This window comes from Streptomyces longisporoflavus (assembly GCF_014649775.1).
In the GTDB taxonomy this organism is placed as follows: domain Bacteria; phylum Actinomycetota; class Actinomycetes; order Streptomycetales; family Streptomycetaceae; genus Streptomyces; species Streptomyces longisporoflavus.
The window spans coordinates 16624-42858 of sequence record NZ_BMTR01000022.1; the positions used below are offsets into that span (position 1 = coordinate 16624).

27 protein-coding genes are annotated in these 26235 nt (G+C 71.0%); 8 read left to right on the plus strand and 19 right to left on the minus strand.

Going from position 1 to position 26235, the window contains the following annotated elements:
- Window positions 1–104 precede the first annotated feature (104 nt).
- Window positions 105–506, plus strand: coding sequence for an ATP-binding protein (locus tag IE226_RS33450; protein WP_190085282.1), 402 nt, complete (start codon window positions 105–107; stop codon window positions 504–506).
- Window positions 507–599: 93 nt separating this feature from the next.
- Here IE226_RS33450 and IE226_RS33455 read toward each other — a convergent pair whose 3' ends face one another.
- The 5 genes from IE226_RS33455 to afsQ1 form a co-directional block, all read right to left on the minus strand.
- The gene (locus tag IE226_RS33455; protein ID WP_190085202.1) at window positions 600–803 is read right to left on the minus strand and encodes a PspC domain-containing protein; all 204 of its coding nucleotides are present in this window, start codon (window positions 801–803) and stop codon (window positions 600–602) included.
- Window positions 804–934: 131 nt separating this feature from the next.
- A complete protein-coding gene (locus tag IE226_RS33460; RefSeq protein ID WP_190085203.1) occupies window positions 935–1525 on the minus strand; it encodes a VanZ family protein in 591 nt (196 codons plus the stop codon).
- Between the two features lie 56 nt (window positions 1526–1581).
- Window positions 1582–2184, minus strand: a complete 603-nt coding sequence (locus IE226_RS33465) for a hypothetical protein (protein ID WP_190085204.1) — start codon at window positions 2182–2184, stop codon at window positions 1582–1584.
- Window positions 2181–3761 carry an ATP-binding protein gene (locus tag IE226_RS33470; protein ID WP_190085205.1) on the minus strand — a complete coding sequence of 527 codons (1581 nt, stop codon included), beginning with the start codon at window positions 3759–3761 and terminating at the stop codon, window positions 2181–2183. The genes IE226_RS33465 and IE226_RS33470 overlap by 4 nt, the downstream gene beginning before the upstream one ends.
- Window positions 3758–4435, minus strand: a complete 678-nt coding sequence (gene afsQ1 / locus IE226_RS33475) for a two-component system response regulator AfsQ1 (RefSeq protein ID WP_030562528.1) — start codon at window positions 4433–4435, stop codon at window positions 3758–3760. The genes IE226_RS33470 and afsQ1 overlap by 4 nt, the downstream gene beginning before the upstream one ends.
- A gap of 212 nt (window positions 4436–4647) precedes the next feature.
- Between afsQ1 and IE226_RS33480 the strand changes: the two genes are divergently transcribed.
- Window positions 4648–5427, plus strand: coding sequence for a SigE family RNA polymerase sigma factor (locus IE226_RS33480; protein ID WP_190085206.1), 780 nt, complete (start codon window positions 4648–4650; stop codon window positions 5425–5427).
- A gap of 188 nt (window positions 5428–5615) precedes the next feature.
- Here IE226_RS33480 and IE226_RS33485 read toward each other — a convergent pair whose 3' ends face one another.
- Window positions 5616–6254, minus strand: a complete 639-nt coding sequence (locus IE226_RS33485) for a uridine kinase family protein (RefSeq protein WP_229871684.1) — start codon at window positions 6252–6254, stop codon at window positions 5616–5618.
- A gap of 123 nt (window positions 6255–6377) precedes the next feature.
- Between IE226_RS33485 and IE226_RS33490 the strand changes: the two genes are divergently transcribed.
- On the plus strand, window positions 6378–6779 hold the full coding sequence (locus IE226_RS33490; protein WP_190085208.1) for a hypothetical protein: 402 nt from the start codon (window positions 6378–6380) through the stop codon (window positions 6777–6779).
- Between the two features lie 46 nt (window positions 6780–6825).
- On the opposite strand, the gene IE226_RS33495 is transcribed toward IE226_RS33490, so the two are convergent.
- Window positions 6826–8343 carry an MDR family MFS transporter gene (locus IE226_RS33495; protein WP_190085209.1) on the minus strand — a complete coding sequence of 506 codons (1518 nt, stop codon included), beginning with the start codon at window positions 8341–8343 and terminating at the stop codon, window positions 6826–6828.
- 40 nt (window positions 8344–8383) lie between these two features.
- Complete coding sequence (locus IE226_RS33500) at window positions 8384–8989, minus strand: NADPH-dependent FMN reductase (RefSeq protein ID WP_190085210.1); 606 nt, start codon at window positions 8987–8989, stop codon at window positions 8384–8386.
- 169 nt (window positions 8990–9158) lie between these two features.
- Here IE226_RS33500 and IE226_RS33505 point away from each other — a divergent pair, with 169 nt between their 5' ends.
- Window positions 9159–9893 (plus strand): TetR/AcrR family transcriptional regulator, encoded by a 735-nt coding sequence (locus IE226_RS33505; RefSeq protein WP_229871685.1) that lies wholly within the window; start codon window positions 9159–9161, stop codon window positions 9891–9893.
- A gap of 73 nt (window positions 9894–9966) precedes the next feature.
- On the opposite strand, the gene IE226_RS33510 is transcribed toward IE226_RS33505, so the two are convergent.
- From IE226_RS33510 to deoC, 3 genes are read right to left on the minus strand one after another with little or no spacing between them, the layout of a single operon-like run.
- Window positions 9967–10854, minus strand: a complete 888-nt coding sequence (locus tag IE226_RS33510; protein ID WP_190085212.1) for an aldehyde dehydrogenase family protein — start codon at window positions 10852–10854, stop codon at window positions 9967–9969.
- Window positions 10847–12301, minus strand: coding sequence for an aldehyde dehydrogenase family protein (locus IE226_RS33515; protein WP_190085213.1), 1455 nt, complete (start codon window positions 12299–12301; stop codon window positions 10847–10849). Before IE226_RS33515 ends, IE226_RS33510 begins: the two co-directional genes overlap by 8 nt.
- A 3-nt stretch (window positions 12302–12304) precedes the next feature.
- Window positions 12305–13255, minus strand: coding sequence for a deoxyribose-phosphate aldolase (deoC, locus tag IE226_RS33520; RefSeq protein ID WP_190085283.1), 951 nt, complete (start codon window positions 13253–13255; stop codon window positions 12305–12307).
- Window positions 13256–13423: 168 nt separating this feature from the next.
- Between deoC and IE226_RS33525 the strand changes: the two genes are divergently transcribed.
- Entirely contained in the window at window positions 13424–14068 is a 645-nt protein-coding gene (locus IE226_RS33525) for a PH domain-containing protein (protein ID WP_190085214.1), read from the plus strand.
- A 28-nt stretch (window positions 14069–14096) separates the two neighbouring features.
- Here IE226_RS33525 and IE226_RS33530 read toward each other — a convergent pair whose 3' ends face one another.
- The 4 genes from IE226_RS33530 to IE226_RS33545 all read right to left on the minus strand — a co-directional run bounded on the left by IE226_RS33530 (window position 14097) and on the right by IE226_RS33545 (window position 19279).
- Window positions 14097–15332 (minus strand): glycosyltransferase family protein, encoded by a 1236-nt coding sequence (locus IE226_RS33530; protein ID WP_308429578.1) that lies wholly within the window; start codon window positions 15330–15332, stop codon window positions 14097–14099.
- Between the two features lie 169 nt (window positions 15333–15501).
- Window positions 15502–17220: a phospho-sugar mutase gene (locus IE226_RS33535; protein WP_190085215.1), complete on the minus strand. Its 1719-nt coding sequence runs from the start codon at window positions 17218–17220 to the stop codon at window positions 15502–15504.
- A 657-nt stretch (window positions 17221–17877) separates the two neighbouring features.
- The gene (locus tag IE226_RS33540; protein WP_190085216.1) at window positions 17878–18699 is read right to left on the minus strand and encodes a purine-nucleoside phosphorylase; all 822 of its coding nucleotides are present in this window, start codon (window positions 18697–18699) and stop codon (window positions 17878–17880) included.
- Window positions 18700–18841: 142 nt separating this feature from the next.
- Window positions 18842–19279, minus strand: a complete 438-nt coding sequence (locus IE226_RS33545; RefSeq protein ID WP_190085217.1) for a gamma-glutamylcyclotransferase family protein — start codon at window positions 19277–19279, stop codon at window positions 18842–18844.
- A gap of 129 nt (window positions 19280–19408) precedes the next feature.
- On the opposite strand from IE226_RS33545, the gene IE226_RS33550 reads away from it, so the two are divergent.
- Together IE226_RS33550 and IE226_RS33555 are read left to right on the plus strand one after the other, a co-directional pair.
- Entirely contained in the window at window positions 19409–20857 is a 1449-nt protein-coding gene (locus tag IE226_RS33550; protein WP_190085218.1) for an NAD(P)H-quinone dehydrogenase, read from the plus strand.
- 246 nt (window positions 20858–21103) lie between these two features.
- A complete protein-coding gene (locus IE226_RS33555) occupies window positions 21104–22042 on the plus strand; it encodes a DeoR/GlpR family DNA-binding transcription regulator (RefSeq protein WP_229871694.1) in 939 nt (312 codons plus the stop codon).
- Here IE226_RS33555 and IE226_RS33560 read toward each other — a convergent pair.
- Complete coding sequence (locus IE226_RS33560; RefSeq protein WP_190085220.1) at window positions 22028–22669, minus strand: TetR/AcrR family transcriptional regulator; 642 nt, start codon at window positions 22667–22669, stop codon at window positions 22028–22030. The genes IE226_RS33555 and IE226_RS33560 overlap by 15 nt on opposite strands.
- A 128-nt stretch (window positions 22670–22797) precedes the next feature.
- Window positions 22798–24570: an acetyl/propionyl/methylcrotonyl-CoA carboxylase subunit alpha gene (locus IE226_RS33565; RefSeq protein WP_190085221.1), complete on the minus strand. Its 1773-nt coding sequence runs from the start codon at window positions 24568–24570 to the stop codon at window positions 22798–22800.
- A 349-nt stretch (window positions 24571–24919) separates the two neighbouring features.
- Here IE226_RS33565 and IE226_RS33570 point away from each other — a divergent pair, with 349 nt between their 5' ends.
- Window positions 24920–25354 (plus strand): hypothetical protein, encoded by a 435-nt coding sequence (locus tag IE226_RS33570; RefSeq protein ID WP_190085222.1) that lies wholly within the window; start codon window positions 24920–24922, stop codon window positions 25352–25354.
- Between the two features lie 27 nt (window positions 25355–25381).
- Here the strand turns inward: IE226_RS33570 and IE226_RS33575 are convergent, their stop codons facing one another.
- Window positions 25382–25996 (minus strand): nucleoside triphosphate pyrophosphatase, encoded by a 615-nt coding sequence (locus IE226_RS33575; RefSeq protein ID WP_190085223.1) that lies wholly within the window; start codon window positions 25994–25996, stop codon window positions 25382–25384.
- 37 nt (window positions 25997–26033) lie between these two features.
- Window positions 26034–26162, minus strand: coding sequence for a morphogenic membrane protein MmpB (gene mmpB / locus IE226_RS33580; protein ID WP_360777023.1), 129 nt, complete (start codon window positions 26160–26162; stop codon window positions 26034–26036).
- Between the last annotated feature and the right edge of the window lie 73 nt (window positions 26163–26235).

A 26235-nucleotide genomic window follows, 5' to 3' on the forward strand; every position in this document is an offset into this window, starting at 1 on the left:
ATTCCCGGCCGCGTTTTTGCTGTTTCGCTGTTTGCGGACTGCCCCATCACATGTTTACGGTCATGGGCCGCTCGAAAGTCCCCGTCATCAAGGACGCATTGAAGATGAAGCAGTCTGCCGCCAAGACCCTCGGTGTCGCCGCTCTCGGCGCCGCCTTCGCCGCCGCCGGCGCGGGTGCCGCCAACGCCGCACCGGGCCTGCCCGACGCCACGGACGCGCTGGGCTCCGCCACCGCGATGCTCCCCGTCGAGCAGGTCGCCGACAACCTGCCCGCCGGTGGCCCCGAGGCCGTCGCCGCCGGCCAGAACGCGGTCGGCAGCACCCTCGAGGCAGCCGCGCCGACCGTCGCCAAGCTCGGCGAGAGCACCAAGCCCGCCGCCGACAGGGCCGCCAAGCCCGTCAACCCCGCCTCCGGTCTGCTCGGCGGCCTGCCGATCGCGAACGCCCTGCCCACCCAGGGCCTGCCGCTGCAGGGTCTGCCGCTGAACGGTCTGCCGCTCGGCTGATCCTCGCCGACTCGCGCATACGCCGATGGGGCGCGCCCTTGTCTCAAGGGTGCGCCCCATCGGCGTACGTATGCGGCAGCGTAAGCCGCCGGTTCACCAGGCGGCCTGGCTGGTCTTGCTCTGGGTGGGCAGCAGGACCCACAGGGCGATGTAGAGCAGGAACTGCGGTCCGGGAAGAAGACACGAGAGCACGAAGATCACGCGCATCGTGGTCGCCGAAGTGCCGAAGCGCTTGGCGAGGGCGGCACAGACTCCGCCGATCATCCGGCCGTTCGTGGGGCGGGCAAGGGCGGTCATGAGGGCTCCTTCGTGAACCGTAGGCGTGTGGTCCGGGACGTGTTCCCCGAGGTCCGGGGCGTGCCCCCGACGTCCGGGGCGTGTACCCCGATGACTCAAAGCTACGTTCACGAAGCGGGCAAAGCGTCGCTCTAGGGTGCGATACCGACCCTGGGAATCGTCGGGGTCGGCCCCTGAGACGTGTCCTCCCGCAGGAGGGCCGGGCGGTGATCCGCATCAGTCCGGCGGCGGAGTCTCGCCCTGGCCGCGGGCACCACGGCGAGGTGCGCGAGGGCCACGCCCAGCGTGTTCAGGAACAGCGAGTCGATGTCGACGACCTGTCCCGGAACCCCGGTCTGGAGCAGTTCGATGCCGAGCGAGATCAGCGCGCCCGCCGCGACCGTCCGCACCAGCGAACCCAGCGGCGAGACATGGACCCGCCCCCCGGCGAGCGGAAGCAGCACTCCGAGCGGGGCCAGAAGCAGCAGACTGCCGCCTATCTGCCGGGCGGCCTGCGCAGGACCGAGCGCCAGATCCGCCTTGATGCCGGCGAACGGCTGAAGGTTCGCCGCACTGACCCAGGCCACGTCCAGTGGACGCAGCGTGAGCCACGCGACGAGCAGAAGATGCGCGACGAGGAGGAATGCCCCTGTCGCACGGAAGCGGATGGCGGCCCCGTGGCCGCCCGAGCCTTGACGCACGCACCCCAAGACGCGCCCAGCGGCAGGATCGGTTCCGCGCATCTCGTCCCGTCACGCGGCACTGTCCTGATCGCACAGGGTGACTGTCCTGTTCGGCCCTACTTCAGCGTCTCGGTCGGCGGAGCCACCGTGCCGGGGCGCTGGCGGACCGCCTGGGTGCATTCGTAGCGGCGCAGCGGGTCGTCGCCAGGGCCGCCCAGAAGCACCGCACGATCGTCGCCCGCCGCCGCGCTGTCCGCGAAGGTGCAAACAATCTGTGCCAATGCGAACGCCGAAAGGTCCTCCGGCGACGTACTGAACCGCAGCGCGTCCCCGGGGTCGCCCTTCGCCGGACCGCTGACGACCGTCCCGCCGCGCACGTCCGTCGCGAAGCCCGCCTGCTTCTCCGGGCCCGACGGCGCCTTCGCCAGCTCGTCGAGGAGCGCCTGGGCGATGCGCACCCGGTCGGTCGTCGCCTTCCGGGCAGGAATCCGCACCGAGCGGTCCACGGTCACGAGCTGCGCGGCGCACACCAGGAAGACCTGCACAGGGACCCCGCTGGTGGACTGCGAGGCGATGCTCGAACCCGACATCACGCACGGCACCCGCGAGGGTCCCGGCCCGAAGTCCGTCGGCACCTCCGTCGAGCGGATCCCGCAGCCGGCGAGCGTCGCGGTCAGCGCGGCGGCGATGAGGGCGGCACGCAGCCGTCGGCGGTTCATGGTTTGTCTCCCTCGACGGCCTCGTCACCGTCCGTGCCCTCGTCCGTCTCGTCCGCCGGCTGCAACGCCGACAGGTCGCGCGGCAGCCACAGCGTGAACACCGCGCCGCCCTCCGGCGAGTTCGCCGCGGTGATCTCACCGCCGTGGATGTGCGCGTTCTCCAGGGCGATGGAGAGCCCGAGTCCGCTGCCCTCCGAGCGCGGCCGGGACGCGCTGGCCTTGTAGAAGCGGTCGAAGACGTGCGGAAGGACGTCCTCGGGGATGCCGGGGCCTCCGTCGTGCACCGCGATGACGAGCCGGTCGCCCGCGATCCGTACCGAGACCTTCACCGGGGAGCCGCCGTGCTTGAGGGCGTTGCCGATCAGGTTCGCCAGGATGACGTCGAGGCGGCGCGGGTCGAGCCGCACCATGATGCCGCGCTCCGCGTCGAGCTCGACCGCGTCGAGCCAGGCACGGGCGTCGATGCAGGCCGTGATCTGGTCGGCGATGTCGACGTAGTCCAGGACGAGTCTGGCCGTACCCGCGTCGAAGCGGGTCACCTCCATCAGGTTCTCCACCAGGTCGTTGAGCCTGCGGGTCTCGCTGACCACGAGGCGCACGGCGGGCTCGATCATCGGATCGACGCTGCCGGTCTCCGCGTCAAGCTCCTCTTCGAGCACCTCCGTCACCGCGGTGATCGCGGTCAGCGGCGTCCGCAGCTCGTGCGACATGTCGGCGACGAAACGCCGCGACGCCTCGTCACGGGCGCTCATGTCGTCGACCTTCTTCTCCAGGCTCTCCGCGGTCCGGTTGAACGTCCGTGACAGATCGGCAAGTTCATCCGTGCCCGACACCCGCAGACGCGTGTCGAGCTTGCCCTCGCCGAGCCGCCGCGCGGCGACGCCGAGCCGGTGCACCGGCTTGAGCACCGTCGTCGCAGCGGCCTGCGCGAGCAGCGCGGAACCGATGAGCGCGAGCCCCGTGGCGATCGCGAGCGACCACCCCAGAGAGCTCAGGTCCTTCGCCTCCGGCTCCAGGGACTTGAGCATGTAGCCGGTCGGCCCGCCGCCGATGACCTTGGCACCGCCCACGAGATACGGGGTGCCGTCGTCGACGGTCCGCTGCCAGTACAGGTGGTACGGGCTCTTGTTGCCGGACGTGAGCGGCTGCTCCTTGTTCACCGTCTTGCGCAGCGACCCGGGCACGTCGGCGAGCGTGAAGGCGTCCAGGTCGGAGTAGCCGACGATCGGGTCACCGTCGGCGTTCTCCCCGATCAGGAGCACGCTGTAGCGCTGGCTGCTGTTGGCCATCGTCCCGGCGGCCTGCTGCAGTTCGTCCTGGGTCGGGTTGGGCGGCAGCGCGCCGGCGCGGGTCTGCATCTCCTGCTGGAAGTCCTTCAGGGCCGCGTCCTGCGCACGCGTCAGGACCGCCTCGCGGTTCAACCAGTACGCGATTCCGGAAGCCGTCACGGCGGCCGTGAGCGCCACCAGACCGAACACGACCACGAGCCGCAGCCGCAGGCTCGTGAAACGAAGTCCCGCCAGTATCGCCTTGCGCGCCGCGGCCCAGCCGCGGAGCCTGTCCTGCGGTTTGGTCACTGAGGAGTGTCCAGCCGGTAGCCGACCCCGCGGACCGTACGGATCAGTGTCGGCGAGGACGGCACGTCCTCCACCTTCGCGCGCAGGCGCTGCACACACGCGTCGACGAGCCGTGAGTCGCCGAGGTAGTCGTGCTCCCACACCAGGCGCAGCAACTGCTGCCGCGAGAGCGCCTGTCCGGGCCTGCGGCTCAGCTCCAGGAGCAGCCGCAGCTCGGTCGGCGTGAGCTGCAGGTCCTCGCCGTTCTTCGTGACGGTCATCGCGGCCCGGTCGATGACGAGCGAACCGAACGTCGCCGCGTCATTGGCCTCGCGCTCACCGCGGCGGAGCACCGCGCGGATACGGGCGTCGAGCACCCGCCCCTGCACGGGTTTGACCACGTAGTCGTCGGCCCCGGACTCCAGGCCGACGACCACGTCGATGTCATCGCTGCGCGCGGTCAGCAGGATGATCGGCAACTGGTCGGTGCGCCGGATACGACGGCACACCTCGAAGCCGTCGATGCCCGGCAGCATCACATCCAGCACGATCAGGTCCGGCCGCTGCTCACTGAGCAGCTTCAGGCCGTCCTCGCCGGTGGCAGCAGTAGCCACCCGATGCCCTTGGCGGGTGAGCGAAAGCTCAAGGGCCGTACGGATGGCGTCGTCGTCCTCGATCAGCAACAGGGAAGGCACGGACGTCATTCTGTCCCATGGCAAGGGCACAGTTCGACTGTTGGAGCTCCCCGGGGTCCTCAAAGGGCCGGCAGGGCCGTCATCCACACGTCTCCCCCACACATGGAAGGGCTGTTGCAGGCCTGTGACAGTCGGCGGACACCGTCATGAAGTGGGGCGTGCAGAGTTTTGGTCACACGGAAAAGCCGGACACCACCGACGGGGGGCGCGAGATGAACTCACTGCACAGCACCAGCTCAAGCGCAGTAATCACGCGACTCCACGACGTGATCCGGACCGCCGAGAGGCACGAGAAGTCCGGTGCCGTGAGCGGGCGGGGGTGCGCTCGCGGCACCGGGCGTCAGCACACCGCGTACATGACGGTGGTTGACGCGTTCCGGGGGGAAACCCACGGGGGTAACGGCGGTACCGATGGGGGGGCTCACGGGGGAGCCGCGTACAGGGAGGACACGGGGGAGCGCACATCGGCTTCGGAGGCGGAGTTCACCGCCTACGTCCAGGAGCGTCGTGCCTCCCTGTACGCAACCGCCTATCACCTGACCGGTGACCGTTTCGAGGCCGAGGACCTGCTGCAGAGCGCCCTCTTCTCGACGTACCGGGCCTGGGACAGGATCAGCGACAAGGCCGCGGTCGGCGGTTACCTCCGCCGCACCATGACCAACCTGCACATCAGCGCCTGGCGGCGCCGCAAGCTCAACGAATACCCGACCGAGGAGCTGCCGGAGACGGCGGGCGACACGGACGCGATGCGTGGCACCGAACTCCGCGCGGTTCTCTGGCAGGCCCTGGCCCGCCTTCCCGAACTGCAGCGGACGATGCTGGTCCTTCGTTACTACGAGGGCCGCACGGACCCCGAGATCGCGGACATCCTCGACATCAGCGTGGGCACGGTGAAGTCCAGCATCTGGCGCTCTCTGCGCCGGCTGCGCGAGGACGACGTCCTCAGCTTCGGCCGTGACCAGGAGGAGTCCTTCGGCGAGTTGGTCGCCTAGGGATCACGGGGGCGCCGCTTCCGGGGGGAGGCGGCGGAGCAGGGGGGACACGGGGGACAACGGGGATCACGGGGGATCCACGGGGGAAAAGTGGCAGGACCGGAAGGCCGGGGGGTCTTTCCGGTCCTTCTGCTTTTGGTGCGGGCTGCTTTTGGCGGGCTGCTTTTGGTACGGGCGGACCGGGGCCCTTAGATGGCGGCCCCCGGAGCCTTCGCGCACCGCCCGGCCGCGGCGGCGGCGACCCGGCCCAACGCCTCGTCCTTCCCGCACGGGTGCGCGCCCAGCGCGGTGTGCCGGGCGACGATGGCGCGCTCGTCGCGCATCAGCCGCCACCCGCGCCGCAGCAGGAACGGCACGGACTTGCGCCCTTCGCGCAGATCCCGCAGCAGCCGCCGCCGGAAAGTGGTGGAAGGGCGGCCCCGCAGGCAGATCGCGTCGGCGAGCACGCCGGTCTCACGGCAGCGCTCCACGATGTCCGCGGCGAAGATCCCCTCGGCGATGAAGAGCGGTGTGCGGTCGATGTCCATGGCGGTCTCGCCCGTACGCGAGCTGCTGGCGATGTCGTAGACGGGGACGTTCGTACGTCCCGTGCGGCACAGCTGCTCGATGGCGTTGAGGGCGGCTTCCGTGTCCCAGGACGCGGGGGAGTCCCAGTCGATGTCGCTGCTGCCGGGGACCTGAGGCAGGGTCGGGTCGTCGGCTTCCTTGTAGAAGTCGTCGAGACACAGGACGGGCAGCCCGGAGCGGGCGGCGAACGACGACTTGCCTGAACCGGAGGGGCCGCAGAGCAGCACGACCCGGGTGGGTATCGGGGGATGGGAACTCACGAGAGACCAGTGTGCTGCATTGCGCCGCCCGGGCGACCCGACGGGTAGGGCTTTGGTGCCCGCGTCACCGCTCAACTACGCTACGTGGGCATCTGATTACTCAAGAGGATATGGGCGGTACCCATGGCACGGCACGCAACAGCCTCCAAGCACCTCTCCCGCGCTCTGCTGCGCGCGGGTCTGACGGTCTCCGTCGCGGGCACGGCGCTCGGTATCGGCGGTGCGGCCACGGCGAGCGCCGCACCGGTCCCCGTGCCGCAGGCGTCGGACAATCTGCCGGCGGCCGGTGCGGGGGTGCTCCGGGCGGTGGAGGAGGTTTCCGCGGGCGGGATCGGACCGCTCAAGCAGCTGAAGCTCAACCCGCTCGCGGGTACCGGGTCCGACCCCCTGGACAACGCCCTCGGCACCCAGATCGCGGACTTCAAGCCGGTCTCGACGGCGCCCCTGACGGCCCCGCTGACGCAGGGCGCCGCGCTGGCCGACCTGCCGCTGGTGGGTCAGGCCGCTGGGCTGCTGCCCGGCTAGCGGCCGGTGGCCGGCAGCCGGCGGATTGCGGCGCGGAGTTCCCCTGTCATCCCTTCCGCAGGGGGACTTCCCGTACCAGCCAGGCCACCGCGAAGGCCGCCGCGCCGAGCAGCGCGGCGCCGAGGACCACGCCGTGCATGCCGCCGGTGACCGCCGTGCGCACCGCTTCCCGTACGCCCTCCGGCATCTTCCCGACCGCCTCGGGAGTCCATGAAGTGCCGCCCTCCGGCATGCCGCCCGATGCCAGACGGTTCGAGTAGACGGCGCCCATGACGGCGATGCCCAGTGAGCCGCCGATCGTGCGCAGGAGTGTGGTGGTGCCGGTGGCGGCGCCCATGTCGCGCGGCTCGGCGCTGTTGATGGTGATGAGCAGGGTGCTCTGGATCAAAAAGCCCATGCCCGCGCCGAGCACCAGCGTCAGGGCGGACGTCACGGCGGTGGGGGTGTCCGCGCCGACCGCGAGGAGCAGGGCGCCGCCGACGGCCGTGAGCGCGCCGCCGATGACGGTATAGGCGCGGTAGCCGCCGCCGTTGGACGTGATCCGGCCCAGCAGGAGTTGCGCCCCGAACATGCCCGCCATCAGCGGGAGCAGCAGCATGCCGCTGGCCGTCGAGGACGCGCCGCGTACGAACTGCATGTACTGCGGCAGATACGCGGATGCCGCGAGCATGGCGGCGCCGGTCAGGAAGGTCAGGATCTGGGCGAGCGTGAAGTTGCGGTCGGCGAAGAGGCGGGGCGGGATGACCGGTTCGGCCGCCCGCCGCTCGACCCGCGCGAACCAGACCAGGGACCCCGCGCCGAGCACGCCGAGCCCGAGGATCTGCGGTGACGACCAGCCGTACGTCGTGCCGCCCCAGCTGCCGAGCAGTGTCAGGGCGAGGATGCCCGTGGAGAGGAGGGCGGCGCCCGCGAAGTCGATGCGGGCCTTCACCCGCTCGGTGCGCAGGTGAAGGCGCAGGCCGATGATGAGCAGGGCGAGTGCGCCGATGGGCACGTTGACGTAGAAGACCCAGCGCCAGTCCAGCTGGTCGGTGAGGAAACCGCCGAGCAGCGGGCCGCCGACCAGCGCCACGGGCATCATCGCGCCGACCATCGACTGCGAGCGGCCCGCCTGTGACGGCGGCAGCATGACGCCGATGATCGAGATGGCGCCGACCATCAGGCCGCCCGCGCCGAGGCCCTGCACGGCGCGGAAGGCGATGAGCTGCCCCATGTCCTGCGCGAGCCCGGAGAGGACCGAGCCCGCGAGGAACACCGCGATCGACCAGATGAAGCTGCCCTTGCGTCCGTACAGGTCGCCGAGTTTTCCCCAGATGGGCGTGGAGATCGAGGCGGTGAGCAGATAGGCCGTGATCACCCAGGAGAGGTGGTCGAGACCGCCGAGGTCGCCGACGATGGTGGGCAGCGCGGTGCCGACGATCGTGCCGTCGAGCAGTCCGAGCATCAGGCCGAGCAGCAGTCCGAAGAGGACCAGTTTCGAGGGTCCGGACTCCTCGGGGGGCCGTGGACCGGCGTCCGCGGGATCGGCGCCCCTGGTGTTCGTCTCTTCCGTGGTCCGGCTCATCGTTCCCCCTGGTGTGCAGCTGGAGTGAAGTGGCGTCGGGTCAGGCGGCGTACGGGGTGTGGGACCTGGCCTCGCGCAGGGCGTGCGCCCACCAGGCCAGTTGGTCGAGCAGCGCCTTGGCCGCCGTGTCGACCGCGGGGTCGTCGACGGCGCCGTCCTCGCCGAACGCGCCGAAGGCGTTGTGGAAGCTGACCGTGTTGCGGATGGTCATGGCGTTCAACTCGGCCATCACCAGGCGCAGTTGTTCCACCGCGCGCAGGCCGCCGGAGAGGCCGCCGTACGAGACGAAGCCGATCGGCTTGCCGTGCCACTGCGTGTTGTGCCAGTCGACGGCGTTCTTCAGGGACGCCGGGAAGCTGTGGTTGTACTCCGGCGTGACGAAGAGGAAGGCGTCGGCCGCCGCGAGGCGCGGCGAGACCAGGGCGAGCGCTTCCTCGGTGCCGGGCGCGGGCGGCCGGCCGAACGCGGGGAAGACGGTGGGCAGCGGCGTCTCGGCGAGGTCGACGACGTCGGTGGTCATGTCGTCGCGCTGGTCGAGGTGCCCCGTCAGCCACCGGGTGACGACGGGCGCGAACCGGCCCTCGCGGGTGCTTGCGACGACGACGGCCACGCGGAGAGGCGTGCTGGTGCGGCTGTTGCTGGACATGGGATCCCCCTGGAGCGCGGATGTGTACGGCGTATCTGGCTGCGTACAACGTACACAGGTAATGTGTACGGCGTCTACTGAGAGATACGTTGTACGCTCACGATCCGATGGGCCGGGAGACGGCCCGGGAGATGACTCCGAGAGACGACTCCGAGAGAGGTGCCCGGCTGTGGCTGGCCAGAAGAAGGACGGCAAGGCGGCGCCGGACAAGACGCTCTGGGAACGCCTGGAGCAGCCGGCCGCCCCCCGCGCCTCGCTCTCCCTGGAGCGGATCGGCGCCGTGGCGGTGCAGGTCGCCGACGCGGAGGGCTTCGCCGCCGTCACCATGCGACGGCTCGCCACGGAGCTGGGGGTCGCGCCCATGGCCGCCTACCGGCACGTCTCGGGCAAGGATGATCTGTGGGCGCTGATGGCCGAGCGGGTGGCGGCCGAGTACCGGATCCCCGACGAGCTGACCGAGTGGCGCGAGGTGCTGCACGCCTACGCCCTGCTTACCCGGGAGCTGATGCTGCGCCACCCGTGGGTGGGCGAGCTGCCCACGGCCCTGTTCGTGCTCACGCCGGGCCGGATGGCCATCGCCGAGCGGCAGTTGGCGGCGCTCGACGGCCTCGGGCTCGACGAGGACACGATGATGGTGGCTTTCCGCACGGTCAGCGCCTACGCGCACGGCGCCGTCTCGTCCGAGGTGGCCGTGCGGGAGTGGACCCAGTCCGAGGGCTGGTCGTCGGGCGCCGAGACCCGGATGGGCCTCGCGCCGCAGATGACGTACCTCATGGACAGCGGCCGCTACCCCACCTACCGGCGCTACGGTCTGCGCTCGCGCCGCAAGGACGACGCCACATGGATGTTCGAGACGGGCCTCGAGTGCGTCCTTGACGGGATCGCGGCCCGGCTGGGCATCTGACGCCGGCCGCGACGACGAAGCCCCGGCCCTCCTGGACGGAGGAGGGCCGGGGCTTCGCCGGGCGGGAAGCGGCTCAGTACGAGGAGCCGGACGCGCCCAGCGAACCCGTGGGGTGCCAGACCGTCTTGGTCTCCAGGAAGGCCGTCAGGCGGTGCGTGCCGGGATCGGCCGACCAGTCCACAGGCTGTGGACGGACGACGCGCTTGAGGTTGTCGGCGGCGGCGACCTCGAGCTCCTTGGCCAGGTCGTCGTCCTCGACGCCCGCGAGGTCGATCGCGTTCACGTCCTGGTGCGAGGCGAGCGACGGGGTGATCTCCGCCGTACGGCCCGAGAGGATGTTGACCACGCCGCCCGGCAGGTCGGAGGTGGCGAGCACCTCGCCGAGGGAGAGCGCGGGGAGCGGGGAGTTCTCGCTCGCGATCACCACGGCCGTGTTGCCCGTCGCGATCACCGGGGCGATCACCGAGACCAGGCCGAGGAACGACGACTCCTGCGGGGCGACGACCGTCACCACGCCCGTCGGCTCCGGCGAGGAGAGGTTGAAGAAGGGGCCCGCGACGGGGTTGCCGCCGCCCACGATCTGGGCCACCTTGTCGGTCCAGCCCGCGTACCAGACCCAGCGGTCGATCGCCGCGTCGACGACAACGGCGGCCTTCGACTTGGACAGGCCCTCCGCGTCGGCGACCTCACGCACGAACTGGTCCTTGCGGCCCTCCAGCATCTCCGCGACGCGGTAGAGGATCTGCCCGCGCAGATAGGCCGTCTTGCCGGCCCAGCCGCCCTGCGCCTTGCGCGCGGCCACGACCGCGTCGCGCGCGTCCTTGCGGGACGAGAGCGGGGCGTTGGCCAGCCACTTGTTCTTCGAGTCAGTCACCTCGTACACCCGGCCGCTCTCGGAACGCGGGAACTTCCCGCCGACGTACAGCTTGTAGGTCTTCAAGACCGTGAGTCGATCAGACATCGAGGTACGCCTCCAGGCCGTGGCGACCGCCCTCGCGGCCGTAACCCGATTCCTTGTAGCCGCCGAAGGGCGAGGTCGGGTCGAACTTGTTGAACGTGTTGGCCCAGATCACGCCCGCGCGCAGACGGTCGGCGACCGCGAGGATGCGGGAGCCCTTCTCCGTCCAGATGCCGGCGGAGAGGCCGTACTGGGTGTTGTTGGCCTTGGCGACGGCCTCTTCCGGCGTACGGAAGGTGAGCACCGAGAGCACCGGTCCGAAGATCTCGTCGCGGGCGACGGTGTGCGCCTGCGTGACGTTCGTGAAGAGCGTCGGCGCGAACCAGTAGCCGGAGGAGGGCAGTTCGCACGGGGCGGACCAGCGCTCGGCACCCTCCGCCTCGCCCGTCTCGGTGAGGGCGGTGATACGGGCGAGCTGCTCGGCGGAGTTGATCGCGCCGATGTCGGTGTTCTTGTCGAGCGGGTCGCCGAGGCGGAGGGTGGAGAGCCGCCGCTTGAGCGCGTCGAGCACCTCGTCCTGGACCGACTCCTGTACGAGGAGGCGCGAGCCCGCGCAGCAGACCTGGCCCTGGTTGAAGAAGATGCCGGTGACGATGCCCTCGACGGCCTGGTCGATGGGGGCGTCGTCGAAGACGATGTTCGCGCCCTTGCCGCCCAGTTCGAGCGTGACCTTCTTGTCCGTGCCCGCGACCTGGCGCGCGATCGCCTTGCCGACGGCGGTCGAGCCGGTGAAGGCGACCTTGTCCACGTCCGGGTGGGCGGTGAGGGCGGCGCCCGCGTCGCCGTACCCGGGAAGGATGTTGACGACGCCCTTGGGCAGGCCCGCCTGGCGGCAGATGTCCGCGAAGAACAGGGCGCTCAGGGGCGTGGTCTCGGCGGGCTTCAGGACGACCGTGTTGCCCGTCGCGAGCGCCGGGGCGATCTTCCACGCCAGCATCAGGAGCGGGAAGTTCCAGGGGATGACCTGGCCCGCGACGCCCAGCGGCCGCGGGTCGGCGCCGTACCCCGCGTGGTCGAGCTTGTCGGCCCAGCCCGCGTAGTAGAAGAAGTGCGCGGCGACCAGGGGGAGGTCGGCGTCGCGCGTCTCCTTGATGGGCTTTCCGTTGTCCAGGGTCTCCAGGACGGCCAGTTCGCGGCTGCGCTCCTGGATGATCCGCGCGATCCGGAAGAGGTACTTGGCGCGCTCGGCGCCCGGCAGCGCCGACCACTTCTCGAACGCCTTGCGGGCGGCCTTCACGGCGCGGTCGACGTCCTCGGAGGAAGCCTGCGCGACCTCGGAGAGGACCTCTTCGGTGGAGGGCGAGACGGTCTTGAAGACCTTGCCGTCGGCCGCCTCCGCGAACTCGCCGTCGATGAACAGGCCGTACGAGGGCGCGATGTCGACGACGGAGCGGGACTCGGGCGCGGGGGCGTACTCGAAAGCCGCGGAAGCCGAAGGTGTGGAAGTCATGGGTCAGTCCACCGTCACGTAGTCGGGGCCGGAGTAGCGGCCCGTGGCCAGCTTCTGGCGCTGCATCAGCAGGTCGTTGAGGAGCGAGGAGGCGCCGAAGCGGAACCAGTGGTTGTCCAGCCAGTCCTGGCCCGCGGTCTCGTTCACCAGGACGAGGAACTTGATCGCGTCCTTGGAGGTGCGGATGCCGCCCGCCGGCTTCACCCCGACCTGGACCCCGGTCTGCTCACGGAAGTCACGGACGGCCTCCAGCATCAGGAGGGTGTTCGCGGGGGTGGCGTTGACGCCGACCTTGCCGGTCGAGGTCTTGATGAAGTCCGCGCCCGCGAGCATGCCGATCCAGGAGGCGCGCCGGATGTTGTCGTACGTGGACAGCTCGCCGGTCTCGAAGATGACCTTGAGCCGGGCCTCGCCGGAGGCTTCCTTCACGGCGCGGATCTGCTCGAACACCGTCATGTAGTCGCCGGCGAGGAAGGCGCCGCGGTCGATGACCATGTCGATCTCGTCGGCACCCGCGGCCACGGCCTCGCGGACGTCGCCGAGCTTCACGTCGATGGCGGCGCGGCCCGCGGGGAAGGCGGTCGCGACGGAGGCGACCTTGACGCCGCTGTCGCCGACGGCCTCCTTGGCGGTGGCCACCATGTCCGGATAGACGCAGACCGCGGCGGTCTTCGGGGTGCCGCGGTCGGTCGGATCGGGGTTCACGGCCTTCGCGCCGAGCGCCCGGACCTTGCCCGGGGTGTCGGCGCCCTCCAGCGTCGTCAGGTCGATCATCGAGATGGCGAGGTCGATGGCGTACGCCTTCGCCGTCGTCTTGATCGAACGGGTCCCGAGCGCCGAGGCGCGCGCCTCCAGGCCGACCGTGTCGACGCCGGGTAGCCCGTGGAGGAAGCGGCGCAGCGTGCGGTCCGACGTTGTGGCGTCGGTCAGTGCGTGTGCGGGTGCAGTGGGCATGGTCACGAGGGGAGCATATCTACGCGCGTAGCGGCTGTACAGGGGGCGGTCGCGGAGAGGGCGCGGGAGAGGTTGTGGGAGGGGGCGCGGGAGAAGTCGCGGGGTGCGGGGCGGGGGTACGGGAGGACCCGCAGGCCCCCCGTGCCAGGCCTCAGGCAGAATCAGGGTATGACCGACCCCCAGCATCCCGTGGCGGAGCCCGAGGACCCCAAGTACAAGGACCGGACGTACCGGTCGTCCGGCGGTATCGCCGGAGGCGTCCTGTTGCTCGCTCTCGGCGGCTGGCTCGGCATCGACGCGATGGTCCGGGGCGAGGGCCGCACCCCGTGGCTCGCGCTCGCCGGGCTGCTCCTGGCGGTGCCGCTCGTCGTCGCCTTCACCGTGCGCCCCGCCGTCTACGCCAACGACGACCGGCTCCGCATCCGCAACCCGTTCCGGACCATCACGCTGCCGTGGGCGTCCGTCTCGGGGCTCCGCTCCGGGTACTCGAACGAGGTCTTCACCCAGTCGGGCACCAAGTACCAGCTCTGGGCCATCCCCGTCTCCCTGCGCGGCCGCAAGAAGGCCGCGAGGAGGAAGTCGCAGGGGGCGGCCGCCGGTGACCCGAGCCTCCTGGACCCGCGTCGCCCCCCTCGGCCGGAAACCCTCCGCGCCCCCGGCGACCAGATCATGGACGACCTGCGCGAACTCTCCGAGCTCCGCGCCTCCGCGAAGTCCGCGCAGGGCGAGCCCGAGGTGCGCTGGGGCTACGAGGTCATCGCCCCGGCCGTCGCGGGAGCGATCCTGCTCGCGGTGCTGCTCGCCGTCGGTTAGGAGCGCGCCGGGGCCAGCGTCGAGCCGCTTACGGGGGCCCGTTCCAGGCGAGGAGCATGTGGCCGCCGAACGCCGCCGACGTCAGCGCCGCCGCCAGGAGCACCGTGACGGTGACGTGCGTACGCGCCCGTGCCAGGGCCGTGGCGAGCGGCAGCAGCAGGGGGAACGCGGGGAGCAGGAAGCGGGAGCGCGGGAAGTAGACGCCCTTGCTGCCGAGGACGATCAGCAGCAGAAGGCCCGTGAAGAGCAGCAGCGGCAAGGGCTGGCGGTCGGCCGCCGACAGGACGAACAGCGCCACCGACCCAAGCAGGGTCGCCGTCACCATCATCAGGAACAGCTGGGGCCGCTCGACCGACAGCAGGTCGAGGATGGTCCGCAGGGTCCCCACCCCGCCGTCCCACTCGTTGCGCCACAGCTTCTGTACGGCGAAGTAGCCGTCCCAGCGGCCGAGCCGGAACCCGACCCAGACGACGTACGAGAGCCAGCCGAGCGGGGCGAGTACGGCGCCCGCCAGGACGCGTACCGCGACACGGCGGCCCCTGCCCCTGCCCCTGTTCCTGCCCCGGCGCCACAGCGTGAGCAGCGCCGTCAGGGAGACCGCCGCGGCGAGCGCGACGCCCGTGGGGCGGGTCAGGCCCGCGAGCGCGGCCAGCGTGCCCGCCCAGATCCAGCGTCCGGTGAGCACGGCGTACAGGGACCACGCGGTGAGTGCCGTGAACAGCGACTCGGTGTAGCCCATCCACTGGACGAGCGCCACGGGCAGCGAGCCCCAGAGCGCCGCGAGCAGGACACCGGCCTTGCGCCCGTACAGGTGGTCCCCGACCGCGAAGATCCCCCACGCCGCGAGGAACGAGCACGTGACGGCGATCGCGAGCCCCACGGCCCCGCGCGGCTCCGGCACGAGCACGCTGCCCGCCCTGATGAGCAGGGGGTGCAGGGGGAAGAACGCGAGGTTGTTCGCGTCGATCCGCGTGCCCAGGGTGTCCGCGTAGCCCTGGTCGGCGATCTTCAGGTACCAGTCGCAGTCCCACGATTCCGCCAGGAGGTGCCATACGTCCCGGCGCTCACCGCGCGCCCAGAGGGCGAAGACTCCGGCACCCAGGAGACGTACGGCGGCGTACGCGAGGAGCGCCGGGGACGCGTGCCGCAGGGCGGAGAGGTTCCGTGCGCCGAGGGTGGCGCGCGGCGGGGGCGGGATGCGGGGTGCTGCGGAGGGGGCCGGGGCCGGGGCGGCCGAGGTCTCTGGGGTCGGTCCGTACGGCACTGCGGCAGCTCCCGGAACGTGATCGTGCGCTGCCGGTCACCCTTTCCCAGGGGACCGGCGGCGCACCGGATCACTGCGGCAGCCGCACCGGCACAACCACTCGTACGGGTGGCCTCACCGGGGTGCGGGTGGCGGGTGGCTCTGCCGGGGCGTCTGCTTCAGGCGGGCGTCAGATGCCCGCCGCCGCGGAGAGGTCGCGCTTGATCGCCGCGAGGAGGTCCGCCGCCCTGGTGCGGGCGGCGGGCAGATCGGCCTTCGCCGTCACCGGGACCACGACTTCCAGGTAGCACTTCAGCTTCGGCTCCGTGCCGCTCGGGCGGACGATGACGCGGGCCCCGTCGAGCGTGTACCGCAGGCCGTCGGTGGGCGGCAGCGTGTCCGTGCCCCGTGTCAGGTCCTCGGCTTTCGTCACCGGCAGGCCGGCGAGCGCCGTGGGCGGCTGCTCGCGCAGGCGGCGCATCGCGTCGGCGATCAGGGAGAGGTCCTCCACGCGGACGGACAGCTGGTCGGTGGCGTGCAGCCCGTGCTCCACGGCCAGGTCGTCCAGGAGGTCGGGGAGCGTGCGCCCCTGCTCCTTCAGCTCGGACGCCAGCTCCGTGAGGAGCAGCGCCGCCGTGATGCCGTCCTTGTCGCGTACGCCCTCGGGGTCCACGCAGTAGCCGAGGGCCTCTTCGTAGCCGTAGCGCAGGCCGTCCACGCGCGCGATCCACTTGAAGCCGGTGAGGGTCTCCTCGTACGCGAGACCCGCCTTCTCCGCGATCCGGCCCAGCAGGGACGAGGAGACGATCGACTCGGCGAACGTGCCGCGGGCGCCCCTGCGCACGAGGTGCGCCGCCAGCAGCGCGCCGACCTCGTCGCCCCGGAGCATGCGCCAGTCCGAGTTGTCGGGGCCGTCCTTGACCGCGGCGGCGCAGCGGTCCGCGTCCGGGTCGTTGGCGATGATCAGGTCCGGGTCCACCTCGCGGGCCTTCGCGAAGGAGAGGTCCATCGCGCCCGGCTCCTCCGGGTTGGGGAACGCGACGGTGGGGAAGTCCGGGTCCGGCTCCGCCTGCTCGGCGACGAGTACGGGGGCGGGGAATCCCGCCCGCTCGAACGCCGCGAGGAGGGTGTCCTTGCCGACGCCGTGCATCGCCGTGTAGACGGTGCGGGCCGTACGGGGGGAGCCGGGGGCGAGGACGGCGTCCGTGCGGGCGAGGTAGGCGTCCAGGACGTCGTCCGTGAGGGTCTCCCAGCCGGACTCGGGGCGGGGGACGTCGTGGAGGGAGGCCACCGCGTCGATCCGCGCGGCGATCTCCGCGTCCGCGGGCGGGACGATCTGGGAGCCGTCGCCCAGATAGACCTTGTAGCCGTTGTCGCGCGGGGGGTTGTGGCTCGCCGTCACCTCTACGCCGGCGACCGCCCCGAGGTGCCTTATGGCGAAGGCGAGTACGGGGGTGGGGAGGGGGCGGGGGAGTACCGCTGCCCGGAGTCCCGCGCCCGTCATCACGGCCGCGGTGTCGCGCGCGAAGTCCGCCGACTTGTGGCGGGCGTCGTAGCCGATGACGACGAGGCCGTCGGTCTGACCCCGGTCCTTGAGGTACGCGGCGAGGCCCGCGGCGGCGCGGATGACCACGGAGCGGTTCATGCGCATGGGGCCGGCGCCGAGCTCGCCGCGGAGGCCTGCGGTGCCGAACTGGAGGGTGCCGGTGAAGCGGGCGGCGAGCTCTTCGGTGGCCGCGGTGTCTTCGGTGCCCGCAGCGCCTGTGGTGTCTGTGCTGTCTGCGGTGGCCGCGGTGGCCGCGGTGGCCGCGGTTTCGATGAGCTTGGCGAGTTCCTCGCGGGTCTCGGGGTCCGGGTCCTCGGCGAGCCAGGCCTTGGCCCGCGCGATGAGTTCAGAGTCGTCCGGCACGTTTCTTCAGCCTCTTCTCGTATGCGGTTCCTTGGCGGGGGCCTGGCGGGTGTTCCTGTACCGCCGCTGTGCGGCGGAGTCTGCCGCCTCGCCGCGGGGTCTCCTTGCCCCGCCGCCGGCGCGGCGGAACTTCCCCACCTACCCCCGCCTGCTTACCCCGCGTGCGACGGGGGCTTCCGGCCCGGCCGCCGGCGCGGGGGTTTCTCCCACCCACCCGCCCGATTACCCCGCGTGGGCGGGGGTCCTCCGGCCCGGCTGTCGGCGCGGCGGGTTCTCCCCGCCCACCCGCCCGATTACCCCGCGTGGGACGCGGGGCTTTCCTGTCCCGCCGCTGGCGCGGCGGATCTCTCCCACCCGCCCACCCGGTTACCCCGCGTGGGCGGGTTTCCGACTCGTCCCGTCCGTCCACCCGAGCACCCCGCGGCGGGACGGGCTTGTGCCTCGCTCGGTATCGCGGGGCGATCGGGCGGGTGGGCGGGAAAGCCTGTGCGGCAGCAGGCGCCACCGAGCGCCAAGGCACGGCACGAGCCCCCCGCCGGACCAGGCCGCGCCGGGCGCCCCCACCGGGCAAGACGCCCCGCCGGCCAAGGCAGAGGCCCCGCCAGCCAAAGAGCACCCCCGCCCAAGGCCCCCGGCCAGCCAAGGCGTCCCCGCCCGCTAAATGCGCCCCAGCACCTGTCCCAGCAGCTCCCCCATGCGGGTGGCGCTGTCGCGGCCCGCCTGGAGGACCTCCTCGTGGTTGAGGGGCTCGCCCGTCATGCCCGCGGCGAGGTTCGTGACCAGGGAGATGCCGAGCACCTCCGCGCCCGCCTCGCGCGCGGCGATCGCCTCGAGGACCGTCGACATGCCCACCAGGTCCGCACCGATCGTGCGGGCCATGCGGATCTCCGCCGGGGTCTCGTAGTGCGGGCCGGGGAACTGTGCGTAGACACCCTCCTCGAGGGAGGGGTCGATCTCCTTGCAGAGGGCGCGCAGCCGCGGGGAGTACAGGTCCGTGAGGTCCACGAAGTTCGCGCCGACGATCGGCGACGTGGCCGTCAGGTTGAGGTGATCGCTGATCAGGACCGGCTGACCGGGTCGCATCCCCTCGCGGAGCCCGCCGCAGCCGTTCGTCAGCACGATCGTCTTGCAGCCCGCGGCCACCGCGGTACGCACGCCGTGCGCGACGGCGGCGACGCCACGGCCCTCGTAGTAGTGGGTGCGGCCCAGGAAGACCAGGGCGCGCTTCTCACCGATCTTGATGGAGCGGATGCTGCCGCCGTGGCCCTCGACCGCCGGCGCCGGGAAGCCGGGAAGCTCGGTGACGGGGAACTCCGCCTCCGGCTCGCCCAGCGCGCCGACGGCCGGCGCCCAGCCGGAGCCCATCACGAGGGCCACGTCGTGGGTCTCGGCGCCCGTCAGGTCACGCAGACGCGTGGCGGCGGCGTCGGCGGCAACGTAGGGGTCGCCCTGGTCGTCCGAAATAACTGAAGCGTTCACGCGGACGAGAGTAGCCGCTTACGCCCTACGCGCGTAGATGACGATGCTCACGGGATTCGGATCGTTGTCTTGTCGTTTCCGACGAGAGCCCTCCGGGCACCTCCGGGCACCCCCTGGAACTCCCTGGAACCTCCTGGGCGGCCTAGCAAGGCCGCTTGCGCAGCTCCATCACATAGTCGTGCGGCGCCCCCGCCGTCTCCGCCGCGTCCGCGAGCTCCCCCAGGTAGCGCGCGGACGGCAGGCCGCCCTCGTAGCCGTTGAGGACGTACACCCAGGCCGGTTCCTCGCCGTCGAGGGTGTGTACGCGCACCCGCATCCGGCGGTAGATGTCGAGGCCCACGCCTTCCCACCGGTCCATGGAGTCCTCGTCCATGGGGGCGACGTCGTACAGCGTCACGAAGACCTGCGAACGCGGCGCCTCCACGAGGGTGGCAAGCGCGCCCTCCCACCCCATGTGCTCCCCGCCGAACGTCAGCCGCCAGCCGTTCAGCCAGCCCGTCTGGCGCAGCGGCGAGTGCGGGGCGCGGCGGGACATGAGCCGCGGATCCAGATTGCCGGCGTACGCGGCGTAGAGCGACATGGGGTCGAGGGTACGGCAGGCGCCACGTGCGTCACTCCGGTGACGGAAGTGCCCTTCTTGTAAGAAGAACAGACTGGATCGGCCCGGATGGCGCCCCCGGGGGCGAAGCACCTTGAAGCGTGCGGGACAATGGAGTACGTGACTCGGATCGTGATCATTGGCGGCGGACCCGGCGGATACGAGGCGGCACTCGTTGCCGCCCAGCTCGGCGCGGAGGTGACCGTCGTCGACTGCGACGGTCTCGGCGGGGCGTCGGTGCTCACCGACTGCGTCCCGTCGAAGACTCTGATCGCCACGGCCGAGGTGATGACGACCTTCGACTCCTCGTACGAGGAGCTGGGCATCATCGTCGCGGACGACACCCCGCACATCGACACCCCCGCGCGTGTGGTCGGCGTCGACCTCGGCAAGGTCAACCGACGGGTGAAGCGCCTCGCGCTCGCGCAGTCCCACGACATCACCGCGTCCGTCACGCGTGCGGGCGCGCGCGTGCTGCGCGGCCGCGGCCGTCTGGAGGGCCAGCAGGACACCGACGGCTCGCGCAAGGTCGTCGTGCGCGCGGCCGACGGGACCGAAGAGACGCTGGTTGCCGACGCCGTGCTCATCGCCACCGGCGGGCACCCGCGCGAGGTCCCCGACGCGCTGCCCGACGGCGAGCGGATCCTCAACTGGACCCAGGTGTACGACCTGGACGAGCTCCCCGAAGAGCTCATCGTGGTCGGCTCCGGTGTCACCGGTGCCGAGTTCGCCGGTGCCTATCAGGCGCTCGGGTCGAACGTCACGCTCGTATCCAGCCGTGATCGCGTGCTGCCCGGCGAGGACCCGGACGCCGCCGCCGTCCTGGAGGACGTCTTCCGGCGCCGCGGCATGAACGTGATGTCGCGCTCGCGCGCCGCCTCCGCCAAGCGGGTGGGCGACCGCGTCGAGGTGACGCTCGCCGACGGCCGCGTCATCTCCGGTACGCACTGCCTGATGGCCGTGGGCGCCATCCCGAACAGCAGCGGCATGGGCCTGGAGGAGGCCGGGGTCCGGCTCAAGGACTCCGGGCACATCTGGACCGACAAGGTGTCGCGGACGTCGGCGCCCGGTGTGTACGCCGCCGGTGACGTGACCGGGATCTTCGCCCTGGCCTCCGTCGCCGCCATGCAGGGGCGCATCGCGATGTACCACTTCCTGGGCGACGCGGTGCAGCCGCTGAACCTGAAGACGGTGTCGTCGAACGTCTTCACCGACCCCGAGATCGCGACCGTCGGCTACAGCCAGTCCGACGTCGACGGCGGCAAGATCGACGCCCGCGTGGTCAAGCTGCCGCTCCTGCGCAACCCGCGCGCGAAGATGCAGGGCATCCGCGACGGCTTCGTCAAGATCTTCTGCCGCCCCGGTACGGGCATCGTGGTGGGCGGTGTGGTCGTCGCGCCGCGCGCTTCGGAACTGATCCATCCCATCTCGATCGCGGTCGACAACAATCTGACGGTCGAGCAGATCGCGAACGCGTTCACCGTGTATCCCTCCCTTTCGGGCTCGATCGCCGAGGTCGCTCGTCAACTTCACACGCGTAAGTCGGCGGGCGAAGCCTGATCGCGAAGTGATCGTCGGTTGAACGCCGAATGATCGAGGTTCGTGCGGGGTAGTAACTCCGCGCAGGTCACGGGCTGTTGTCGCCCATTCGCCCGGCATAGTCGGGGTGAGTAGGCGCCTATACCACTTCCCACCCTGCCGTGCGAACAACTTCTGTAATTCGGCGCAAACTGCTGAAAGCAGACGGTCGTTGGGGTTACTGTCAGTTTCGTGTTCGCTGCAGAACGTCGCCAATTGATCCTCGAAATGGTGCGGGCCAACGGAGCTGTATCGCTCCGGGAGCTCGCCCGCGTCGTCCAGACCTCCGAAGTGACCGTACGGCGGGACGTGCGCGCGCTGGAGGCAGAAGGACTCCTCGACCGCCGACATGGCGGTGCGGTATTGCCGGGCGGATTCACGCGGGAGTCCGGCTTTCCGCAGAAATCACATCTCGCGACCGCCGAGAAGACGGCTATCGCCGATCTCGCGGCGGGACTCGTCGAAGAAGGCGAAGCCATCGTCGTCGGGGCGGGTACGACCACGCAGGAGCTGGCCCGACGGCTCGCGCGGGTATCCGGTCTGACCGTCGTCACCAACTCCCTGCTGGTGGCACAGGCCCTGGCCCACGCCAACCGTGTGGAAGTCGTCATGACCGGCGGCACCCTGCGCGGTTCCAACTACGCACTCGTGGGCAGCGGGGCCGAACAGTCCCTCCAGGGCCTGCGCGTCACGCGCGCCTTCCTCTCGGGCAGTGGTCTGACCGCCGAACGCGGGCTCTCCACGTCCAACATGCTCTCCGCGAGCGTGGACCGTGCGCTCGTCCAGGCGGCCGCCGAGGTCGTGGTCCTCGCCGACCACACCAAGCTCGGCACCGACACGATGTTCCAGACGGTGCCGACGGACCTCATCACCCGCCTGGTCACGGACGAACCGCCCGGCCACGACGACCGCGCGGCCACCGAGTTGCAGGCCCTGGCGGATCAGGGCGTGCAGATCGCGGTCGCGGGCGGAGGGGCCGGCTCCAACTCCGGACCAGGCATGGATACCGTCCCGGCGCGGCAGCCGCGCCGGGACGTGCCACTGCCGGGGCAGCGCCGTAACCACGGCCACGGGGCAGGTCCGGGTGCGCAGTTGCGCAGTGCGGTGCTCGGGGAGCCACAGCCCGGCGAGCGTGCCGCGCGGGTGGCGGATCTACGCCGCCGCTGAACCGGCGGCCCGGCCCGTGCCGGGCTCGTCGGGTGCCGATCCTTCGGGCTTCAGGCCGCGCAGGGTCAGCATCAACAGGCGGTCGGCCAACTCCGGCTCTTCGGGGGTCTCTTCGGCGGCCAGCGCGATCGCGTTGGTCAGCTGCATGAGGTCGCCGATCGAGACGCCGTGGCGCACGGCCCCTGCCTGCTGTGCCCGTACGAGCAGGGCCGTGCCCGCCTCGCGCATCGGCCTGCTGCATCGGGAGAGTGCCGAACTGTCGTCGTGCGACGCCGACATGAGGGCGCGGGAGAGCCCGCGGTACTCACCCGCATGAGTGATGATGGCGCGGAGCCAGGTCACCAGGGCGGAGCAGGGCTGCGGGTCTTCCAGGAGCGCGCGGGAGCGGTCAAGGAGATCGCTCACCGCCTCTTCGAAGACGGCGCTCATCAGGGCGTGCCGGTTGGGGAAGTGGCGGTAGAGGGTGCCGATGCCTACGTTCGCGTGGCGGGCGATGTCCTCCAGCGAGGCGCCTGTGCCGTGTTCCGCGAAGGCGGCGCGGGCCTCTGCGAGGAGCCGGTCGTAGTTGCGGCGCGCGTCCGCTCTTTTCAAGCGGGGGCGCTCTTGCGGGCTCTCTGCCTCTGCCATGCCGGCCTCCCTGGACGTACGCCTGCCTCAAGTCTGCCCGAAGCGTGCGTGCCGTCTGTCACCGGCTTCGCCGAGTTCGTCCTCAAACGCCGGACGGGCTGACAACCGCCAGCCCGTCCGGCGATTGGTCAGTCCTTGATCTCGCAGATGACCGCGCCGGAGGTCAGGCTCGCGCCCACCTCCGCCGTGAGGCCCTTGATGGTGCCCGAGCGGTGGGCGTTCAGGGGCTGTTCCATCTTCATGGCCTCCAGGACGACGATCAGGTCGCCCTCCTGCACCTCCTGCCCCTCCTCGACAGCGATCTTGACGATCGTGCCCTGCATCGGGGAAGCGAGGGTGTCGCCGGAGGCGGCCGGGCCCGACTTCTTCGCCGCGCGCCGCTTGGGGCGGGCGCCGCCCGCGGCAGCCGTGCGGGCGATGGTCATGCCGAGCGAAGAGGGGAGCGAGACCTCGAGGCGCTTGCCGCCGACCTCGACGACCACCGTCTCGCGGCCGGGCTCCTCGTCCGTCTCGGCGTCAGCCGTCGCGGCGAACGCCGGGATCTCGTTGACGAACTCGGTCTCGATCCACCGCGTGTGGACCGTGAACGGGTCGGCGGAGCCGGTCAGTTCGGGGGCGAACGCCGCGTCCCTGACGACCGTACGGTGGAAGGGGATGGCGGTGGCCATGCCCTCCACGTTGAACTCGTCGAGGGCACGCGCGGCCCGCTGAAGAGCCTGCTGACGCGTCGCGCCGGTCACGATCAGCTTGGCGAGGAGCGAGTCCCACGCCGGGCCGATCACCGAGCCGGACTCCACGCCCGCGTCCAGGCGCACGCCCGGACCCGACGGCGGGTCGAAGACGGTCACCGTGCCGGGCGCGGGCAGGAAGCCGCGGCCCGGGTCCTCGCCGTTGATGCGGAACTCGAAGGAGTGGCCCCGCATCTCGGGGTCTCCGTAGCCGAGCTCCTCGCCGTCCGCGATGCGGAACATCTCGCGGACCAGGTCGATGCCGGTGACCTCTTCGGTGACCGGGTGCTCCACCTGCAGACGGGTGTTGACCTCCAGGAAGGAGATCGTGCCGTCCATCCCGACGAGGAACTCGACGGTGCCCGCGCCCTCGTAGCCGGCCTCCTTGAGGATCGCCTTCGACGCCGCGTACAGCTCGGCGTTCTGGGCCTCGCTCAGGAACGGCGCGGGGGCCTCCTCCACGAGCTTCTGGTGGCGGCGCTGGAGCGAGCAGTCACGCGTCGACACGACGACGACGTTGCCGTGCTTGTCGGCGAGGCACTGCGTCTCCACGTGCCGCGGCTTGTCGAGGTAGCGCTCCACGAAGCACTCGCCGCGGCCGAAGGCGGCGACGGCCTCGCGCACCGCGGAGTCGTACAGCTCGGGGACCTCTTCGAGGGTCCTCGCGACCTTCAGGCCGCGTCCGCCGCCACCGAAGGCGGCCTTGATCGCGATCGGCAGGCCGTGCTCCTCGGCGAAGGCCACGACCTCGTCGGAACCGCTGACGGGGTCCGGCGTACCGGCCACCAGCGGGGCACCCGCGCGCTGCGCGATGTGCCGGGCGGCGACCTTGTCACCCAGGTCGCGGATGGCCTGCGGCGGCGGGCCGATCCAGATCAGGCCCGCGTCCAGGACGGCCTGCGCGAAGTCGGCGTTCTCCGAAAGGAAGCCGTAACCGGGATGGACCGCGTCCGCCCCCGCGTCCTTGGCCGCAGCAAGCACCTTGGAAATGTCCAGGTAGCTGGTGGCCGGAGTGTCACCGCCCAGCGCGAACGCCTCATCTGCCGCGCGGACGTGCAGAGCGTCCCGGTCAGGATCTGCGTAGACGGCTACGCTCGCGATTCCTGCGTCCCGGCATGCCCGAGCAACGCGGACAGCGATTTCGCCACGGTTGGCGATGAGCACCTTGCGCACGATGGCTCCCTCCTTGAAACAAGCCGAGTTTAGGGACTGCCGACACGACCTTTCGACCCGTCCCCAATGGTGAGCTTGCCCACACGGAGCGTGATCCGGGGCCTGCCCGTCCGCGAAATCCCTTGTCGCACCACGGTACGCAGGGTCCCTTCTCGGCAGACTAGCGCGCCGATGTGGTCAAGGTCTCTGTGAGAGCGTGCCGCGCCACAGGGGCAATCTTTGTGGAGTCCCTACGAATGGCCCAATGATTCTTTGCCCCTGGCAGGGCCCTTGTCCCCTGGTTTACCCGTTAGTAGCGTTCGCGATGTCTGGCACGTACTAGCGGTAACAGGGGAAGTGGGTGGGCGCCGTGGCGCGTAGACCGGTGGCCTGGGCGGGCGCGATCGTGCTCCTGGCGGAGGCGGTGGGCATCGCGTTGCTCAACTGGTTCCTGGGGCTCGTCGTGAACAAGCAGGACATGTCGCTCGCCGGGCTCGACCCACACGCGATGTCCGTCTCGACGTGGATCGCGGGCGGTGTCTTCGGCCTCTACCTCGCGCTGTGCGCCGTCGTCATGCTGCGCTCGGCGATCCGCGACCGTGCCCCGGGACGCCTCGGCAGGATGCTCCTGATCAGCGCCGCCGTGGTGCACGGAGTGCTCGGCGCGTTCTCGGTGGGCCTGGTGGGCTGGCCCGCCTTCGTCTTCATGATGGTCGTGCTCGGCCTGATCGTCCTGACCCTGGTGGCGTACGACAAGAAGCCCGCCGAGGCCGCCGACGAGCCCCGCGCCCCGCAGCCCGCCTGAGCCTCGCCTCTCGGGGCGTCCGGGCCGCTACTTGGCCCACAACTCCGTGATGCCGACGCCCAGTTCGCCGAGGAGCCGGCGGAGCAGCGGCAGCGAGAGGCCGATGACGTTGCCGTGGTCGCCCTCGATCGAGTCGACGAAGGGGGCCGAGAGGCCGTCGAGCGTGAACGCGCCCGCCACGTGCAGCGGTTCGCCGCTCGCCACGTACGCGGCGACCTCCTCGTCCGACGGCTCACCGAAGCGGACGATGGTCGAGGCGAGCGCCGACACATGCCGTCCCGCCACCGTGTCGTACACGCAGTGGCCGGTCTGCAGGATGCCCGCGCGGCCGCGCATGGACTTCCAGCGGGCGGTGGCCTCCTCGGCGTCGGCGGGCTTGCCGAGCGCCTGTCCGTCCAGTTCCAGGACCGAGTCGCAGCCGACGACCAGGGCGCCCTTGGCGTCCGGGCGTGCGGAGACGACCGACGCCTTGGCCTCGGCCAGCGCGACGGCGAGTTCGGCGGGGGTCGGCGCGGAGATCGCGTCCTCGTCGACCCCGCTGACGATCACCTCGGGGGCGAGGCCGGCCTGACGGAGCAGACCGAGCCGGGCGGGGGACTTGGAGGCGAGGACGAGGCGGCGGGCCTCGGGCTGATCACTCATGCGATCAGGTTAGCGAGCCCCGGTGGGCGCCGGTGTTTCAGTGCATGCCCAGGACGAACATCGCCACGACCATCGCCAGGGCGAGGACGAGACCGGCACGGCGCATCTTCGCCTGCATGTCCCGCATGTCCTTGGGCGGGTTGTTCTCCGGGTCGGACCACAGCATGCAATCGATACTGCGCTCGGTCACGGCGGGGCGCCTGAGTACGCGTACTCAGGCGCCCCGGCCCGTCCCACTC

Excerpts from the sequence above, each read along its gene's own strand:
- IE226_RS33450 (WP_190085282.1), top strand. The coding sequence starts at position 105 with ATGAAGCAGTCTGCCGCCAAGACCCTCGGTGTCGCCGCTCTCGGCGCC.
- IE226_RS33455 (WP_190085202.1), bottom strand. The coding sequence starts at position 803 with ATGACCGCCCTTGCCCGCCCCACGAACGGCCGGATGATCGGCGGAGTC.
- IE226_RS33460 (WP_190085203.1), bottom strand. The coding sequence starts at position 1,525 with ATGCGCGGAACCGATCCTGCCGCTGGGCGCGTCTTGGGGTGCGTGCGT.
- IE226_RS33465 (WP_190085204.1), bottom strand. The coding sequence starts at position 2,184 with ATGAACCGCCGACGGCTGCGTGCCGCCCTCATCGCCGCCGCGCTGACC.
- IE226_RS33480 (WP_190085206.1), top strand. The coding sequence starts at position 4,648 with ATGAACTCACTGCACAGCACCAGCTCAAGCGCAGTAATCACGCGACTC.
- IE226_RS33490 (WP_190085208.1), top strand. The coding sequence starts at position 6,378 with ATGGCACGGCACGCAACAGCCTCCAAGCACCTCTCCCGCGCTCTGCTG.
- IE226_RS33495 (WP_190085209.1), bottom strand. The coding sequence starts at position 8,343 with ATGAGCCGGACCACGGAAGAGACGAACACCAGGGGCGCCGATCCCGCG.
- IE226_RS33500 (WP_190085210.1), bottom strand. The coding sequence starts at position 8,989 with ATGTCCAGCAACAGCCGCACCAGCACGCCTCTCCGCGTGGCCGTCGTC.
- IE226_RS33510 (WP_190085212.1), bottom strand. The coding sequence starts at position 10,854 with ATGTCTGATCGACTCACGGTCTTGAAGACCTACAAGCTGTACGTCGGC.
- IE226_RS33515 (WP_190085213.1), bottom strand. The coding sequence starts at position 12,301 with ATGACTTCCACACCTTCGGCTTCCGCGGCTTTCGAGTACGCCCCCGCG.
- deoC (WP_190085283.1), bottom strand. The coding sequence starts at position 13,255 with ATGCCCACTGCACCCGCACACGCACTGACCGACGCCACAACGTCGGAC.
- IE226_RS33525 (WP_190085214.1), top strand. The coding sequence starts at position 13,424 with ATGACCGACCCCCAGCATCCCGTGGCGGAGCCCGAGGACCCCAAGTAC.
- IE226_RS33545 (WP_190085217.1), bottom strand. The coding sequence starts at position 19,279 with ATGTCGCTCTACGCCGCGTACGCCGGCAATCTGGATCCGCGGCTCATG.
- IE226_RS33550 (WP_190085218.1), top strand. The coding sequence starts at position 19,409 with ATGGAGTACGTGACTCGGATCGTGATCATTGGCGGCGGACCCGGCGGA.
- IE226_RS33555 (WP_229871694.1), top strand. The coding sequence starts at position 21,104 with ATGGTGCGGGCCAACGGAGCTGTATCGCTCCGGGAGCTCGCCCGCGTC.
- IE226_RS33560 (WP_190085220.1), bottom strand. The coding sequence starts at position 22,669 with ATGGCAGAGGCAGAGAGCCCGCAAGAGCGCCCCCGCTTGAAAAGAGCG.
- IE226_RS33575 (WP_190085223.1), bottom strand. The coding sequence starts at position 25,996 with ATGAGTGATCAGCCCGAGGCCCGCCGCCTCGTCCTCGCCTCCAAGTCC.
- mmpB (WP_360777023.1), bottom strand. The coding sequence starts at position 26,162 with ATGCTGTGGTCCGACCCGGAGAACAACCCGCCCAAGGACATGCGGGAC.